This window comes from Micromonospora sp. NPDC048894, from assembly GCF_040649765.1.
In the GTDB taxonomy this organism is placed as follows: domain Bacteria; phylum Actinomycetota; class Actinomycetes; order Mycobacteriales; family Micromonosporaceae; genus Micromonospora; species Micromonospora antibiotica.
On record NZ_JBEZFY010000003.1, the window covers coordinates 223,584 to 237,371 of the forward strand.

Below are 13,788 nucleotides of genomic sequence, written 5' to 3' on the forward strand. Positions count from 1 at the left end.
CCCACATGCTGGTCTTCCGGTTCCGCGACGACCTGCCGCCCGGCGCGGCCGAGTCCGTCCTGGCCGAGCTGGAGACCTTTCCGAGCCGGTATCCCGCGATGCGCAACTGGCGCAGCGGGGTCAACGTCAGCACCCGCGACACCAGCATGACCCACGGCTTCGTCGTGGAGTTCCCCACCGAGCAGGACCTGCTCGACTACCTGCACAGCGACTCGCACGAGCGGTTCGTCCGGGAACGCTGGCGGCCGGTCATCGAGCGTCAGGCCATCGTCAGTCTCCCCACCGCCGGGGACGCCCAGCCCATCGAGAGGGGTCACAGATGACCACCGAGGCCACCGCCCGCCGCCGTGGGCCCTACGGCATGGAGTACGCCCGGATCGAGGTGCCGGACCTGGCCGCCTCCATCGAGTTCCTCCAGTACCACGTCGGGCTGCAACTGGAGCAGCACGACGACGAGTACGCGTTCCTGCGCGCCGACCTCGAACACCACAGCATCGAGCTGGTCGCCGCGCCGCAGCGCACCGAGTCCTGGACCACCGCGGTCGGGTTCAGCGTCGAGAACGACGCCGTCCTCGACGACCTGCGCGAGCGGGTCACCGCCGCCGGGCACGAGGTCTTCGAGCTGGCCGACCGGGTCAAGGGCCTGGTCCAGCGGGGCTTCGCCGTCCGCGACCCCAACGGGCTGATCGTCGAGCTGTTCACCGAGTTCCAGGAGTACGCCGAGCCGCCGCTGATCGAGCTGCGCCCGCTGGACCTGGTGCACCCCTTCCTCGCCACCGACAAGTACGACGAGACGCTGGCGTTCTACACCAAGGTGCTCGGCTTCCAGGAGTCCGACCACGTCGGCGACGTCACGGTCTTCCTGCGCAGCGAGGACCGCTACCACCACAGCCTGGCGATCCAGCGCAACAACGAGTTCTACGTCGCGCACCTGTGCTTCATGATGAAGAGCTTCGACCACGTGATGCGCGGCCGGGCGCGGGCCCAGTACAAGCAGGTCCCGATCGCCTCGGACCTGGTCAACCACTCGGCCTCGACGTCGATTGCCTTCTACATGCACGACACCCGGCACGGGCCGCGCTACGAGCTGTGCGACAGGCACCGGGTGTTCACCCCCGAGGAGCACGAGACCCACCGGGCCCGCCGGATGGCGGTCGACCCGCGCAACATCGACGTGTGGCGGCCGGCCGCCGACGACTGGGCGCGCTTCTGACCCCTCGCCCGTGACCGGCGGGCGGGGCCGCACACCCGACCGGTCGGCGCGGTGCAGCGGGCGAGGGAACCTCGGACTCCTGATCTGCGGGTTCGGGGTTCGAGCCGCGGTGGACATGAACACGAAAGGCCCCGACCCGGGGACACACCCGGGTCGGGGCCTTTTCGGGCTCATGCCCGGTGTCCGGGTGTGTCCAGTCGCGTCCAGCATCCCGCCCCCAGTCTGCTGCCTGTTGCGAGGCTTGCCGTCCCGGTCCGGGGCGTTCGGCTCCTGACCCGGCCGACCAGTCCCCTTGCGATGGGAGCGGTGAATGTCAGAACGTGCCGTCAGTTACCCGGAATTGAGAAGACCAGGCCGCAGGGCCCTGCTCGCCGTGGCACTCGCCGCCGTGACGTCGGTGGCCTTCGTCCCGACAGCCGCAGCGGCCGGACCGGCCGGTGACCGTCCGGCCCGGCCCGGGGGCGGGGTGGATCTGTCCCGCACCGACGGCCGGGCAACCCCGGCTTCCATCGGCGGCGTCGCCGACCGGGGCCGGGCGGGCGGGGCCCCGGACATGGCCGAGGCGATCGCCGAGCAGCGCGGCATCAGCCGTGCGGCCGCCGAGAAGCTGATCAGCGTCGAGAACGCCAACGTGCGACTCGCCAACCGGTTGACCACCGAGCTGGGTGCCAGCTCCGGCGGCGCGTACCTGTCCGACGGCAACCTCGTCGTCACGGTCACCGACGCGGCGGCTGCCGCGAAGGTGACCGCCGCCGGCGCCAAGGCACGCCTCGTCGCCCGCGGCGAACGGCAACTCCAGAGCATCCAGCGCGCGCTGGAGGCCGCGGCGAGTGAACCCGACACGACGTGGGGGGTGGACCCGCAGACCAACCAGGTGGTGGTGAGCCTGCCGGCGTCGGGGGCGAAGAACGCCGTGCAACGCTCGGCGGCGCGCAGGTTCGGCTCGGCGGTCCGGTTCGAGACCAGCACCGGCCGGATCCAGCCGAACGTCGGGATCTCCAGCGGGGACGCGATGGGCGGCTGTTCGGTCGGCTTCACCGCCACCGACTACACCTTCAACTACATCATCACGGCCGGCCACTGCACCCAGGGCTTCCCACACTGGACGCTGCCCAACGGGCAGGACGTCGGGCCGACGCTGGAGAGCCACTATCCGGAGAACGACTTCGGTCTCATCTGGATGAACGGTCCGTCGGTCTGGGCCACCGGCACCATCAACCTGTGGAACAACACCAGCCGCAGCATCCACGGTTGGGCGACGGCCGTGAGCGGGCTGTCGGTCTGCAACTCGGGCCGGACCACCGGCTTCCGGTGCGGCTCCGTGCTCAAGACCAACGTGACGGTCAACGGCGCGGGCGGCACCGTACGCCAGATGATCGAGACCAACATCTGCACCCTCGGCGGCGACAGCGGAGGGCCGCTCTTCGCCACCAACACCGGGTACGGGCTGAACTCGCACGCCAACCGCAACGGCAGCCAGTGCAACTCCTCGCCCCGTACCTGGCACCAGCCGGTGGGAGAGGCGATCACCACGTACCAGGTCGTCATCTACGGCGCGCCGTGACGAGCGGCGACGAGCACAAGGAGACCGCGATGAGAAACGCATTCACCCGCGCCGCACGCGTCACCGCCGCGGCCGTCATGGCGACGACGGTGGCCCTCACCGTGGCCGTCGGCCCCGCCCAGGCGGACCTCTGGCAGCACACCGACGGGTTCGAGAGCAGCCCGGCAGCGGTGTGGGAGTTCCACCGCTCCGGCGCCGGGAGCGGAGCCTTCGAGCTGGGCGCGGGGAAGGCCCGCTCCGGTGCCAACAACGCCATTCTCACCACGTCGGCCGGCGGCTGGTCCGGGGTGGGCAAGCTGCTCACCGTACGGCCGCGTACCGCCGGGCACAACACCACCTGCGGCGGCGGGTTCTTCGTCCAGGCGGTCAGCGGGCCGGCGGTGCTCAACGTCGAGGTGATCGATCCGGCGAGCTGGACCTACCTCGCGCTGCGCACCGTCCGGATCACCGACACCGTCTGGCGGCGGCACGACGTGGCCAGCTACGCGAACGGCCCGAGCCAGGTGTTCGTCCGGGTCTCCCTGCTGGGTGGCAGCGGCCCCGTACGGGTGGACGACATGGCGTTCCAGTGCACCTTCTTCAGTAACTGAGCAGGTCGACCACGGCGGGGCCGGCGCGCGTGGCGTCGGCCCCGTGACGCCCGCACGTGATGACTTGACCGTGACATCAATGTCAGGGTTTTAGCATCGCCGGGTGCGTAAGGGGACCAGTGACATGCGGATCGGAGAATTCGCGCGCCGCTGCGGCGTCAGCGCCCGTTCGGTGCGGTACTACGAGCAGCAGCGCCTGATCGCCCCGGGCCGTGCCGCCAACGGTTATCGGGAGTACGACGAGTCGGCGGTGGTCCGGGTCCGGAACATCCACGAGCTGCTCGACTCCGGCCTCACCATCGAGGACATCCGGCTCTCGATCGATGAGGGGTGCCTCGACGAGCCGTTGAGCACCCTGCCCCGGTGCCCCGACGCGCTCCGGGTCGCCACCGACCGGCTCGGTGCCCTGGACCGGCGGATCGCCGCTCTCCAGGACCTGCGCGGGCGGCTCGCCCGGCAGCTCCTGGCGACCAGGTCGGCGATGGCCTGCGGCGGGGAAACCGTGACCGACGAGTGGTCACGATGAGATTCGGACTCTCCCTCGAACCGCAGGCGTGGCCGGGCGACGCGGGTGCCGCCGTGCTCCGGGCGGCGCAGGACGCCGAGCGGATCGGCCTGGACTACGTCCTGATGGCCAACCACGTGCTGGAGAACCCGCACGGCGTCGGCTTCGACCCGGTGGTCCTGCTGGCGGCGGTCGCCGGGGCGACGACCCGTCTGGGGATCGCGACGAGCGTTCTGGTCCTGCCCTACTACCAACCTGTGGTGCTGGCCAACCAGCTCGCGACGCTGGACGTCGTGTCGGCGGGGCGGCTGGCGGTCGCCGTCGGCACCGGATGGAACCCGCAGGAGTTCACCGCGCTGGGGATGCCGCTGCGGCTACGTGGCCGGCGGACCGACGAGAGCCTGGAGGTCATGAAGGCCCTGTGGGCCGGCACCACCGCAGACCTGGACGACAGGTTCGCCGGCCTGCGTGACACCCGCATCGGTGTTCTCCCGTACCGGTCCGGCGGGCCACCGGTCTGGGTGGGTGGGCACAGCGACGCGGCGATCCGGCGGGCACTGCGGTTCGGGGAGGGCTGGCACGGTTCCGGCCTCGACCACGAGGAGGCCCGCTACTTCCGGCGTCGGATCGAGGAACTGGCCGACGGCACGGGACGTGACCCGGCGACGATCGAGATCAGCACGGTCGGGTTCCTGGTACCGCCGGGAATGCCGGCGGTCCGGCCCGCGCCGGGCCGGCTGCTCGGCGGCACCGACGCCAGCACCGAGGCGATCGTCGAGGACCTGGTCCGGCTCGGCGATGCGGGGGTGTCGATGTGCTCGCTGTGGATGCCGATCGACGGTCGCCTGCTGGATGCGGCGTTGGAGTGGCTCGCCGGCGAGATTCTGCCCCGGGTGCGACGCACGAGCGGGTCGGGCCCGCGCTAGCCGCCGCTCGGCGGGCGACCGGAGTCGGTCCCGCCCGGCGTGCCGGCTCTGGCGGGGCGGGGCCCGTCGCCTCAGGGCGGTGGGACGACAGTCGACCGAGCGCGGCGAAGGTCGAATCGAGATCCGGGCCGGGTACGACGGGTACGGGGGCGGCGGGCACGGCCCCACCCCAGGCCAGGCACCCTGCGCGAACGGCTATTCGTCGACTGGATCCGCCGGTGTCGCGTCGGGCGTCGGGCGTCGTGCCGGCCGGGTGAGCAGCAGCACGACCGTGAGGACGGCGGCGGCGACCGGGAGACCCCAGGGCCGCCGGGTAGCCGCCACGGTGAACGCGAGCGGCCGACCGGGCACCGCGATCCGGCCGTCCACCTCGTACCGGCCGAACGGGGCCGCGTCGGTGGGCACCGGGACGTGGTACTCCCGGGTCTGCCCGGCGGCGATGGTGCCCAGCGCCGGGGCGGCCACGATGGTCCGGGCCCGGCCGGGTGGCCCGACGGTCAGTGCGAACGCCGGGTCGGTGATCTCCTGCGGGCCGGTGTTGTGCACGGTGATCCGGACCGCGAGTTCGCCCGGCAGGCCGAACCAGCCGCGCGGCCCGGACCGGTCGACGGCACGCAACGCCACCAGGGTCAGCTCGGGCGGGGCGATGGGCGCGGCGGCCGGGGCGGTCACCCCGGCCAACGTCAGGTCGGCGACGGCGGTGGCCGTGCCCGTCGGCGTCCGGACCCGCAGCACGCACGGGCAGGCCACCGGCGGGGCGACCAACAGCACCGGCAGGGTGGCCCGGCCGGACGGCGGCACCTGCCCGTGGGTGGCGGCCCCGGTCGCGCAGTCGAGCGCGCCGCGCCGGGCCGCGTTGCCGCACACCTCGGCCTGCACTGTGCCGGCCGGCCAGCCGTCGAGGCCGACCAGCATCCGCTGCCCGACCCGCAGCATCCCTGCCGGCACGGTGACGCCGGGACCGCCGCCCGCCGGGGTGCCGGCCGGGGCGGGTGTCCCGGGGGCCGGAGCCAGCGCGGCGGCCACGGCCAGCAGGGCGACGGCACGCAGCGGCCCGGTCATCGGGCGGGCGGGGCGTCGGGACGTGCGTCGACACCCGGGGTCGGCCCGGCGGCAGCGCCGGACGCGGCGGAGGCGGTCGCGGCCGGTCGCGGGGTGTCGGCAGGGTCCTGCTGACCGGGGGCGGGGTCCGGGGTGGACAGTCGACCGGCGGCAGCGGCCTTCCGTCGCCACCACCGTAGCCCGGCCCAGCCGGCCGCCCCGGCGAGCAGGGCCAGCAGCAGCCACGGCGCAGCCCACACCCCGGCGGTACGGACCACCGGCGGCAGGGCGGTGTCCGTGCTGGTGGCCGCGATGTCGACCTCGGCGGTCAGCCGCAGCAGCGGGGGTACGCCGGTGATCCGCTCGGTGACGGTGAAGGTGGCCCCGGGCAGCAGCTCCGGCAGGTCGGTGGGGGAGGTGCGGGCCTGTTCCCTGCCGAACGGCGCGCGTACGGTCACCGTGGCGCTGCCGCCGAGCCGGACGTTGCCGTCGTTGCGCAGCCGGTAGCGGACCACCACGTCGCCACCGGCGAACGGGTTGACCGGGTTGGCGTAGGAGACGTCGACCGCCTCGACGGTGACGGCCGGCCGGACCGGGCCGTTGACCCGCAGGTAGACCCGGGCGGCCAGGCGCTGGTCGACCAGCACCCGCTGCCCGTCGGCGGTGGTCCGGACCCGGGCGACGGCACCGATCACCCCGCCGGTGTGGTCGCCCGGGGTGGCGTTGGCCGGCACGGTGAGCCGGAACGGGATGTCGACCCGCTTGCCCGCCGGAATCGTCCATTCGCGCCGGTCGACCCTGATCCAGGAGCCCACGTCGGTGGCCGGCCGGTCCGCCGGCAGCAGGGCGAACGCGCCGTCGGTGGAGGTGTAGGCGTCGGTGCCGTACACGTCGAAGGTGACCGGGCGGTCGCCGAGGTTGGTGATGCCGACGTGGTCGGTCAGGGTGCTGCCCGGGGCCAGGTCGTAGATGAAGTAGTTGCGCCCGGTCGGGCCCTTGGCGCTGGACGGCTGGACGGCCCAGCGCGCCGCGCCGGTCTCCCCGGCCCCGGCTGCCGGGCCGGGCGACGGGGCGGGCGCGGCGGGGGCCGGCGCGGGCGGGGCCGTCGCCACGAGCAGCGCGGCGGCGAGCACGGCGCTCGCCCGGATCAGGGTGGTACGCAGGGACATGCCGGGCTCCGCAAGGGTGATCGGGCCCGGTGGGGCGGGTGGCGAGCCCGTCCCACCGGGGTGTTGCCGAATCAGGAGAGGGTGAGGGTCAGCACCGCGCTGTAGTCGCCTGCCGCAGCGGACGCCGGAACCCCGAGCTGGAGTTCGGCGCCACAGGTGAAGGTGCCGTTGCTCGCGCCGGTGGCCGAGGTGCACAGCGCACGTGCCGTGCCCAGGCCGGCACCGGGCGCGGCGGGTGCGCCCGGGGTGACCACGCCGGGGGTCCCGGCGAGGCCGTCGACGCCGACGGTGGCGCTCGGCGTCCAGCCGAGGTTGTCCGCGGCGATGGTGCCGCCGCTGGCCGAGGCGAAGTCGGCGACCTGCCCGACCAGGCTCCAGCCGGCGTTGGTGCCGCGCAGGTCGGCCACGGTGGCGGCGTTCAGCGCCCCGGTGGTGACCTGCCCGTTGCTGACCGCCGGCAGGGTGACCGAGGAACCGGTCACGCCGAGGGTCAGCGCACCACCGGTGACGGTGGTGGTGATCTGCTGGCTGGCGTCGCCGCCACCGGCCGGGGTACGGCTGAACGTCACCGGGGTGAAGGTGTCCTGGCTCCGGTCGGCTGCGCCCCGGGCGGCGAAGGTGATCACATAGCACTGGACCTTCGTGCAGTCGACGGACGTGCCGGTGCGGTCGGTGTAGACCGCGCTGATCGGCAGGGTGGTGCGGAACGTGCCGTCGGCGTTGAGCCGGTCGCGGGCCTCGGTCGGCTCGTTGGACTTGTTGACCCACTTGGTGACCTGGAGGACGCCGGCGTTCGTCCAGTGCTCGTCGACCTTGCGGCCGAAGGAGACGTAGATCCCCGCCGCCCCGTTGGCCTCCGGGTCGAAACCGCTGCCGGTGACCGTGATCGTCGCCCCGGCCGGATCGAGCCCGGTGGCCGGGGTGACGCCGACCGCCGGGCCGGCCGGTTCGCCGCCGCCACCGGTGGAGAAGGTGAACGACAGCGGGTCGAGTGCGGAGCCGGCGGAGTAGAAGCCGTTGAACGCCGAGGCGCCCTCGGCGGTCAGCGTCGCCGCCAGGTCGGTCGCGGTCACCGTGCCGCCGCTGCCACCGGGGTTGCCGTCGGTGACGGCGATGGTGGCGATGGTGGCCTGGCGGACCGAGACCGGCTCGGCCGCCGTGGTGGTGAGGTCGACGTCCGCGGTGACGGCGGCGGTGCCACCGGTCACGACGACCGTCGGGTTGGCCAACGAGATGGTGAAGAAGTGCGCCGGGTACGAGAAGACGATCTTCCCGCCGTACCGGGCGTCGATGGCCCCGGTGCCGGCGTCGTGCGTCCCGCCCTTCGCCGGGAAGGTGAAGGTGCCGTCGCTGTTGATGCTGGCGCCCTCGCTGGCCGCGATCGGCGGGTTGCCGTTGCCGGTGTTCAGGTAGGCGCGGAACGATGCCTTGAATCCCCAGGTCAGGCTGCCGGAGCGGATGTCCGCCCCGGCGGCCTGGGCGGGGCTGACCCCGACGAGTGCGGCCGACGCGCCGAGCAGGGCGACCGCCGCCCACCGCGCCGACCGCCACCGACCGGTGCCGGTGCTGGATCTGACCATGCTGCTCCCTCTGTTGTCCCCAATACGGACAGTGGTTGAGGTTAGGCAAACCTAACTACCACAGCACAGTGGGCGGTGGGTTGAAGATCTTGACCCGAAGAACCCCTTGTGAACTGCGGATCTCTCGCTTAGGTTAGGCAAACCTTAGCTACGGTCGGTGTGTCAGCCGGCCCGATCAGTCATGTGGGGAGCCTGATGCGAGCACTGCGTCGCGCCGTCCTGACCGCCGCCCTGATCACTGTCGGTGTCGGCCTGCTGCCGATGTCGGCCCACGCCGGCACCGGTCGGGGCGCCACCGGGCAGACCCTCACCGTCACCCCGAGCGCCGGGGTGGGCCGCAACGGGGCCACGGTGACCGTCACCGGCAGCGGATACGACGTCACCAAGGGCATCTACGTCGCCTTCTGCGTGGACAACGGAGCCGGCGTCGCCCCCAGCCCGTGCGGCGGCGGAGCCGACACCACCGGCAGCACCGGCGCCTCGCACTGGATCTCCTCCAACCCACCCTCCTACGGGGAGGGCCTGGCCGTGCCGTACGGCACCGGAGGCTCGTTCCGGGTCAGCCTCACCGTGGCCACCCGCATCGGCGACGTGGACTGCACCGTCCGCCGGTGCGTGGTCGCCTCCCGGACCGACCACACCCGCACCGCCGACCGTTCCCAGGACGTCCGGGTGCCGATCACCTTCGCCGCCGCGCCCACTCCGGCGCGTACCACCGCCGCCGCCCCGGCGACCACCGGCGTCGGCGGCGGCACCGGTCGGACCACCCCACCGGCGGCGGCACCGACCGGCGGGGCCGCCGCGCCCACCGGCGCGGGCCCGGCGGCGACCGCCGACGGGAGCGTCCCCGCCGGGGCCGGTGGCGGGACCGACCAGGCGGGCCGGGTCGGGCAGACCGACCAGGCGCAGGTGACCCGGGTCAGCGCCGCCTCCGACACCGGACGCTGGTGGCTCGCCGTGCTGGTCGTACCCGTGCTCGGGGTGGCGCTGCTCGCCGGCCTGCGCCGTCGTCGTCGCCGGGCCACGTCGTGACCCGACGCGCGCTGCCGCTCGTCCTGCTGCTGCTCGTCGGTGGCCTGACCGCCTGCACCGACCCGACGGCGCAGGCGCAGCCGACCGCACCGACGTCCTGCGGCCCGGTCACCGCCACGCTGCCCGACACCGACGTCACCCCGCTGGTCCCGCCGCCGACCCCGGCCCTGCCGGTGACCGTCACCTCCACCGACGGCGTCGCCAGCACGGTCACCGATGCCACCCGCATCCTGCCGGTCAACCTCTACGGGTCGATCGCCGAGATCGTGTTCAGCCTCGGGCTCGGCGGCAACGTCGTCGGCCGGGACACCTCCACCACCTTCCCCGCCGCCGCGCACCTGCCGGTGGTCACCCCGGCCGGACACGACCTGTCCGCCGAGGCGGTGCTCGCCCTCGCCCCCACGGTGATCCTCGCCGACGACAGCATCGGTCCACCCGAGACGCTGCGGCAGCTGCGCGCCGCCGGCATCCCGGTGGTCCTGGTCGCCGCCGAGCAGAGCCTCGACGCCGTCCCCGCGCACGTGCGGGCCATCGCGGCGGCGCTCGGCGTCGGCGCGGCCGGCGACCGGCTGGTCACCCGGATCGAGGCCGAGATCGCCGCCGCCCGCGCCGCAGTGCCCGACGGCCCGGCCCCCCGCGTCGCCTTCCTCTATCTGCGCGGCACCGCCGGGGTCTACCTGATCGGCGGGCGGGGCGCCGGCTCCGACGCGATGATCGAGGCGGCCGGGGGAGTGGACGCCGGCACCGCGATCGGCCTGGCGAAGTTCCGCCCGCTGACCAGCGAGGGCCTGATCAACGCGGCCCCGGACGTGCTGCTGGTGATGAGCGGTGGGCTGAAGTCCGTCGGCGGCGTCGACGGCCTGCTCAAGCTCCCCGGGGTGGGGCAGACCCCGGCCGGGGCCGCCCGCCGGGTCGTCGACATGGACGACGGCGTCCTGCTCACCTTCGGCACCCGATCCGGGCGGGTGGTGCGGGCCCTGGCCGACGCGCTGCACTGCCGGACTCCCCGGTGACCGCCACCGACATCCGACCGGCCACCGGGGAGACCGCAGCCGGCCGCGACCGCCGCCGTCGGGGCCGTCACGGACCGGTCCTGCTCGCCGGGCTCACCGCCGGGCTGCTGCTGGTCGCCCTGATCGCCGCCGGCCGGGGGCAGGTGGCCGTCTCCCCGGCCGAGGTGCTCGGCTCGGTGCTGCACCGCCTCGGCCTGGACCTCGGCCCCCGGCCCGCCGCCCCGCACGGCGAGAGCGCGCTGTGGCTGGTCCGCTTCCCCCGGGTCGCCCTCGCCGCAGTGGTCGGCGCCGCGCTCGGCTGTGCCGGTGCGGTGATGCAGGGGGTGTTCGGCAATCCGCTGGCCGAGCCGGGCGTCATCGGCGTCTCGGCGGGCGCGGCGGTCGGCGCGGCGCTGGCCATCGTCACCGGTGTCACCGTCCTCGGTGGCTGGACGGTGCCCGCCGCCGCGTTCGCCGGTGGCCTCGCCACCACCTGGCTGGTCTACCTGCTGGCCCGCTCCGGCGGCCGGACCGAGGTGGTCACCCTGGTGCTCACCGGGGTAGCGGTCAACGCCGTCGCCGGTGCCGCCATCGGGCTGCTGATGTTCGTCGCCGACGAGTCGGGCGTGCAGGCCATCGCCTTCTGGAACCTCGGCAGCCTGGCCCAGGCGAACTGGTCGGCGGTCGCCCTGGCCGCGCCCTGCCTCGCGGTCGGGCTGCTCGCCACCCTCGCCGACGCCCGCCGGCTCGACCTGCTCGCCCTGGGTGAACGGTCCGCCCGCCACCTCGGGGTCGACGTGGAACGGCTACGGGTCCGGATGATCGTGGTCACCGCACTGCTCGGCGCGGCGGCGGTCGCCTTCACCGGCATCATCAGCTTCGTCGGCCTGGTCGTGCCGCACCTGGTCCGGATGGTCGCCGGCCCCGGGCACCGGCTGCTGCTGCCGGCCAGCGCCCTCGGCGGCGCGATCGTCGTCATCGTCGCCGACCTCGCCGCCCGGACCCTCGTCGACTACCAGGAACTGCCGTTGGGGGTGCTGTCCGCGATCGTCGGCGGCCCCGCCTTCTTCTGGCTGCTGCGCCGCACCCGCGACCGCGCGGGAGGCTGGGCATGAGCGGGGACGGCCCCCGGGAACGGGACCGCCGCCGACGGGTCCGGCTGCGGCTGACCGGCCGCCGGTCGGCCCCCCGGACACCGGCGCCGGCGACACCGGGCGGCACCCGGGTCCAGGTCACCGGGGTCCGGGTCGAGCGCGCCGGCCGACCGGTGCTCGACCAGGTCGACCTGTCCATCCGCGCCGGTGAACTGCACGCCCTGGTCGGCCCGAACGGCGCCGGCAAGTCCACCCTGCTGGCCGCCGTCAGCGGTGACCTGCCGCTCGCTGCCGGGACCGTCGAGGTGGACGGTCGTCCGCTGGCCGAATGGTCGGCCGTGGAGTTGGCGATGCGCCGGGCGGTGCTGACCCAGCGCAGCACCCTGAGCTTTCCGTTCGCGGTGGTCGAGGTGGTCCGGATGGGCCGGGCACCCTGGGCCGGCCGTCCGGAAGAGGCCCACGACGATGCGGTCGTCGCCGAGACCATGCGACGCTGTGACGTGATCCGGTTCGCCGCCCGCCCCTTCCCGTCGTTGTCCGGGGGCGAGCAGGCCCGTGCCGCCCTGGCCCGGGTGCTGGCCCAGCAGGCCGGGGTGCTCCTGCTCGACGAACCGACCGCCGCCCTCGACCTGCACCACCAGGAGCTCGTCATGCGGATCGCCCGGGACCGCGCCGACGCCGGCGACGCGGTGGTGGTCGTGCTGCACGACCTCGCCCTGGCCGGGGCGTACGCGGACCGGATCACCCTGCTCGCCGACGGGCGGGTACGCGCCGCCGGCCCCCCCGACACGGTGCTGACCGCGCCCCTGCTCAGTGAGGTCTACCGGCACGACATCGAGGTCGTGCCGCACCCCGACACCCGCCTGCCGCTGGTCGTGCCCCGCCGTCGGGGCCCCGCCCGGAACACCCCCCTCACGGAGGAATAGATGGACACCCCGCCCATGCCGTTCTCGGCCCGGCTGCGGGCCGCCACCCAGGGCGCCCACGCCGCCGCCGAGAGCCAGCGCTACGTCTCCGCGCTGGTCGCCGGTGAGCTGGACCTCGCCGGCTACGTCGACCTGGTGGTCCAGCACCACGCCCTCTACCAGGCGTTGGAGTCGGTCGCCGGGGTGATGCGCGACGACCCGCTCGCCGGTGGGTTCGTCGACGACGCGCTGACCCGGCTGCCCGCGCTGGAGGCGGACCTTAGCCGGCTGGTCGGCCCGGACTGGGCGTCGCGCACCGCGCCGAACCCGGCGACGGTGGCCTACGCCGACCGGATCCGGGCCGTCTGCGGCACCTCCCCGGTACGGTTCATCGCCCACCACTACACCCGCTACCTCGGTGACCTCTCCGGCGGCCTGTACATCGGACGGGCGGTGTCCCGGCGGTACGGGTTGACCGACGGGTCCGGAGTGGCGTTCTACGCCTTCGACCAGATCACCCGGCCGAAGGCGTACAAGGACGCGTACCGGGCGCGGTTGGACGCCCTGCCGATGAGCGCGGCCGACGAGGCGGCGCTGCTGGACGAGGTGCTGGTGGCGTACCGGCACAACATGGCGGTCTTCTCGGCCCTGGCCCGGCACGTGCCGGACGGCCCGGACGCCACGGAGGCGGTGGCGTGACCGGGCAGCCGTTCGACGCCGACGTCGTCCGCGCGGTCAGCCGGCACATGAACGACGACCACGCCGGGGACGCGCTGCTGATCTGCCGCACCCTCGGTGGCTGCCCGGACGCCAGCCGGGCGCGGGTGACCGGGCTGGACGCCGACGGGATGGACTTCGCCGTCACCCTCGACGACATCGAGGTGCCGGTGCGGGTTCCGTTCGCCCACCGGCTCACCGAGCGGGCCGAGATCCGCCGGGAGGTGGTCCGGATGTACGAGCAGGCGTGCGCCGCGCTCGGCGTGCCACCGCGCCGGGCCGGCTGAGCACCCGGCGGGCCACCGCGCCGGGCCGGCTGAGCACGAGCACCCGGCGGTGGGGCGTCGCGGGGGCGGCCCCGCGCGGGCCGGCCCCCCCGGGGGGGGGCCCCCCCGGGGGGGGGGGCCCGGGGGGGGGGGGGGGGGGGGCGCCGGGCGGGGCAGCTGCTCCCGCCGCGGCG

The 13,788-nt window shown here is 74.3% G+C and carries 15 protein-coding genes; 12 read left to right on the forward strand and 3 right to left on the reverse strand.

The window, feature by feature from the left end; genetic code table 11:
- The first annotated feature begins 5 nt into the window (after positions 1-5).
- The 6 genes from AB0C22_RS08130 (at position 6) to AB0C22_RS08155 (ending at position 4,798) form a co-directional block, all read left to right on the forward strand.
- On the forward strand, positions 6-323 hold the full coding sequence (locus AB0C22_RS08130; RefSeq protein ID WP_302744364.1) for a Dabb family protein: 318 nt from the start codon (positions 6-8) through the stop codon (positions 321-323).
- Positions 320-1,213 carry a VOC family protein gene (locus AB0C22_RS08135; protein WP_219463018.1) on the forward strand — a complete coding sequence of 298 codons (894 nt, stop codon included), beginning with the start codon at positions 320-322 and terminating at the stop codon, positions 1,211-1,213. Before AB0C22_RS08130 ends, AB0C22_RS08135 begins: the two co-directional genes overlap by 4 nt.
- Before the next feature lie 373 nt (positions 1,214-1,586).
- A complete protein-coding gene (locus tag AB0C22_RS08140; RefSeq protein ID WP_219463016.1) occupies positions 1,587-2,777 on the forward strand; it encodes a S1 family peptidase in 1,191 nt (396 codons plus the stop codon).
- Positions 2,778-2,806: 29 nt separating this feature from the next.
- A complete protein-coding gene (locus AB0C22_RS08145; protein WP_219463014.1) occupies positions 2,807-3,367 on the forward strand; it encodes a hypothetical protein in 561 nt (186 codons plus the stop codon).
- A 103-nt stretch (positions 3,368-3,470) separates the two neighbouring features.
- Positions 3,471-3,893: a MerR family transcriptional regulator gene (locus AB0C22_RS08150; protein WP_219463012.1), complete on the forward strand. Its 423-nt coding sequence runs from the start codon at positions 3,471-3,473 to the stop codon at positions 3,891-3,893.
- Entirely contained in the window at positions 3,890-4,798 is a 909-nt protein-coding gene (locus AB0C22_RS08155) for a TIGR03619 family F420-dependent LLM class oxidoreductase (RefSeq protein WP_357534199.1), read from the forward strand. Before AB0C22_RS08150 ends, AB0C22_RS08155 begins: the two co-directional genes overlap by 4 nt.
- Before the next feature lie 195 nt (positions 4,799-4,993).
- Here the strand turns inward: AB0C22_RS08155 and AB0C22_RS08160 are convergent, their stop codons facing one another.
- The 3 genes from AB0C22_RS08160 to AB0C22_RS08170 all read right to left on the reverse strand — a co-directional run bounded on the left by AB0C22_RS08160 (position 4,994) and on the right by AB0C22_RS08170 (position 8,588).
- The gene (locus AB0C22_RS08160; RefSeq protein ID WP_219463009.1) at positions 4,994-5,860 is read right to left on the reverse strand and encodes a hypothetical protein; all 867 of its coding nucleotides are present in this window, start codon (positions 5,858-5,860) and stop codon (positions 4,994-4,996) included.
- Positions 5,857-7,008, reverse strand: coding sequence for a DUF916 domain-containing protein (locus AB0C22_RS08165; protein ID WP_357534201.1), 1,152 nt, complete (start codon positions 7,006-7,008; stop codon positions 5,857-5,859). Before AB0C22_RS08165 ends, AB0C22_RS08160 begins: the two co-directional genes overlap by 4 nt.
- 71 nt (positions 7,009-7,079) lie before the next feature.
- A complete protein-coding gene (locus AB0C22_RS08170) occupies positions 7,080-8,588 on the reverse strand; it encodes an HtaA domain-containing protein (protein WP_219463006.1) in 1,509 nt (502 codons plus the stop codon).
- A gap of 195 nt (positions 8,589-8,783) precedes the next feature.
- Here AB0C22_RS08170 and AB0C22_RS08175 point away from each other — a divergent pair, with 195 nt between their 5' ends.
- Genes AB0C22_RS08175 through AB0C22_RS08200 form a run of 6 tightly spaced genes read left to right on the forward strand, consistent with a single transcriptional unit; the run spans position 8,784 to position 13,615 of the window.
- The gene (locus AB0C22_RS08175) at positions 8,784-9,620 is read left to right on the forward strand and encodes a hypothetical protein (RefSeq protein WP_357534204.1); all 837 of its coding nucleotides are present in this window, start codon (positions 8,784-8,786) and stop codon (positions 9,618-9,620) included.
- Positions 9,617-10,633 carry an ABC transporter substrate-binding protein gene (locus AB0C22_RS08180; protein WP_357534206.1) on the forward strand — a complete coding sequence of 339 codons (1,017 nt, stop codon included), beginning with the start codon at positions 9,617-9,619 and terminating at the stop codon, positions 10,631-10,633. The genes AB0C22_RS08175 and AB0C22_RS08180 overlap by 4 nt, the downstream gene beginning before the upstream one ends.
- On the forward strand, positions 10,630-11,727 hold the full coding sequence (locus AB0C22_RS08185) for an iron ABC transporter permease (RefSeq protein ID WP_219463004.1): 1,098 nt from the start codon (positions 10,630-10,632) through the stop codon (positions 11,725-11,727). The genes AB0C22_RS08180 and AB0C22_RS08185 overlap by 4 nt, the downstream gene beginning before the upstream one ends.
- Positions 11,724-12,632, forward strand: coding sequence for a heme ABC transporter ATP-binding protein (locus AB0C22_RS08190; RefSeq protein WP_357534208.1), 909 nt, complete (start codon positions 11,724-11,726; stop codon positions 12,630-12,632). Before AB0C22_RS08185 ends, AB0C22_RS08190 begins: the two co-directional genes overlap by 4 nt.
- Positions 12,633-13,310 carry a biliverdin-producing heme oxygenase gene (locus AB0C22_RS08195; RefSeq protein ID WP_357534210.1) on the forward strand — a complete coding sequence of 226 codons (678 nt, stop codon included), beginning with the start codon at positions 12,633-12,635 and terminating at the stop codon, positions 13,308-13,310. It abuts the gene before it with no gap.
- A complete protein-coding gene (locus AB0C22_RS08200; protein ID WP_307799991.1) occupies positions 13,307-13,615 on the forward strand; it encodes a DUF2470 domain-containing protein in 309 nt (102 codons plus the stop codon). Before AB0C22_RS08195 ends, AB0C22_RS08200 begins: the two co-directional genes overlap by 4 nt.
- Positions 13,616-13,788: the final 173 nt, after the last annotated feature.

Bases quoted from the DNA above. Each gene is read 5' to 3' on its own strand.
- AB0C22_RS08130 (WP_302744364.1), top strand. From the start codon at position 6: ATGCTGGTCTTCCGGTTCCGCGACGACCTGCCGCCCGGCGCGGCCGAG.
- AB0C22_RS08135 (WP_219463018.1), top strand. From the start codon at position 320: ATGACCACCGAGGCCACCGCCCGCCGCCGTGGGCCCTACGGCATGGAG.
- AB0C22_RS08145 (WP_219463014.1), top strand. From the start codon at position 2,807: ATGAGAAACGCATTCACCCGCGCCGCACGCGTCACCGCCGCGGCCGTC.
- AB0C22_RS08155 (WP_357534199.1), top strand. From the start codon at position 3,890: ATGAGATTCGGACTCTCCCTCGAACCGCAGGCGTGGCCGGGCGACGCG.
- AB0C22_RS08160 (WP_219463009.1), bottom strand. From the start codon at position 5,860: ATGACCGGGCCGCTGCGTGCCGTCGCCCTGCTGGCCGTGGCCGCCGCG.
- AB0C22_RS08165 (WP_357534201.1), bottom strand. From the start codon at position 7,008: ATGTCCCTGCGTACCACCCTGATCCGGGCGAGCGCCGTGCTCGCCGCC.
- AB0C22_RS08170 (WP_219463006.1), bottom strand. From the start codon at position 8,588: ATGGTCAGATCCAGCACCGGCACCGGTCGGTGGCGGTCGGCGCGGTGG.
- AB0C22_RS08175 (WP_357534204.1), top strand. From the start codon at position 8,784: ATGCGAGCACTGCGTCGCGCCGTCCTGACCGCCGCCCTGATCACTGTC.
- AB0C22_RS08190 (WP_357534208.1), top strand. From the start codon at position 11,724: ATGAGCGGGGACGGCCCCCGGGAACGGGACCGCCGCCGACGGGTCCGG.
- AB0C22_RS08195 (WP_357534210.1), top strand. From the start codon at position 12,633: ATGGACACCCCGCCCATGCCGTTCTCGGCCCGGCTGCGGGCCGCCACC.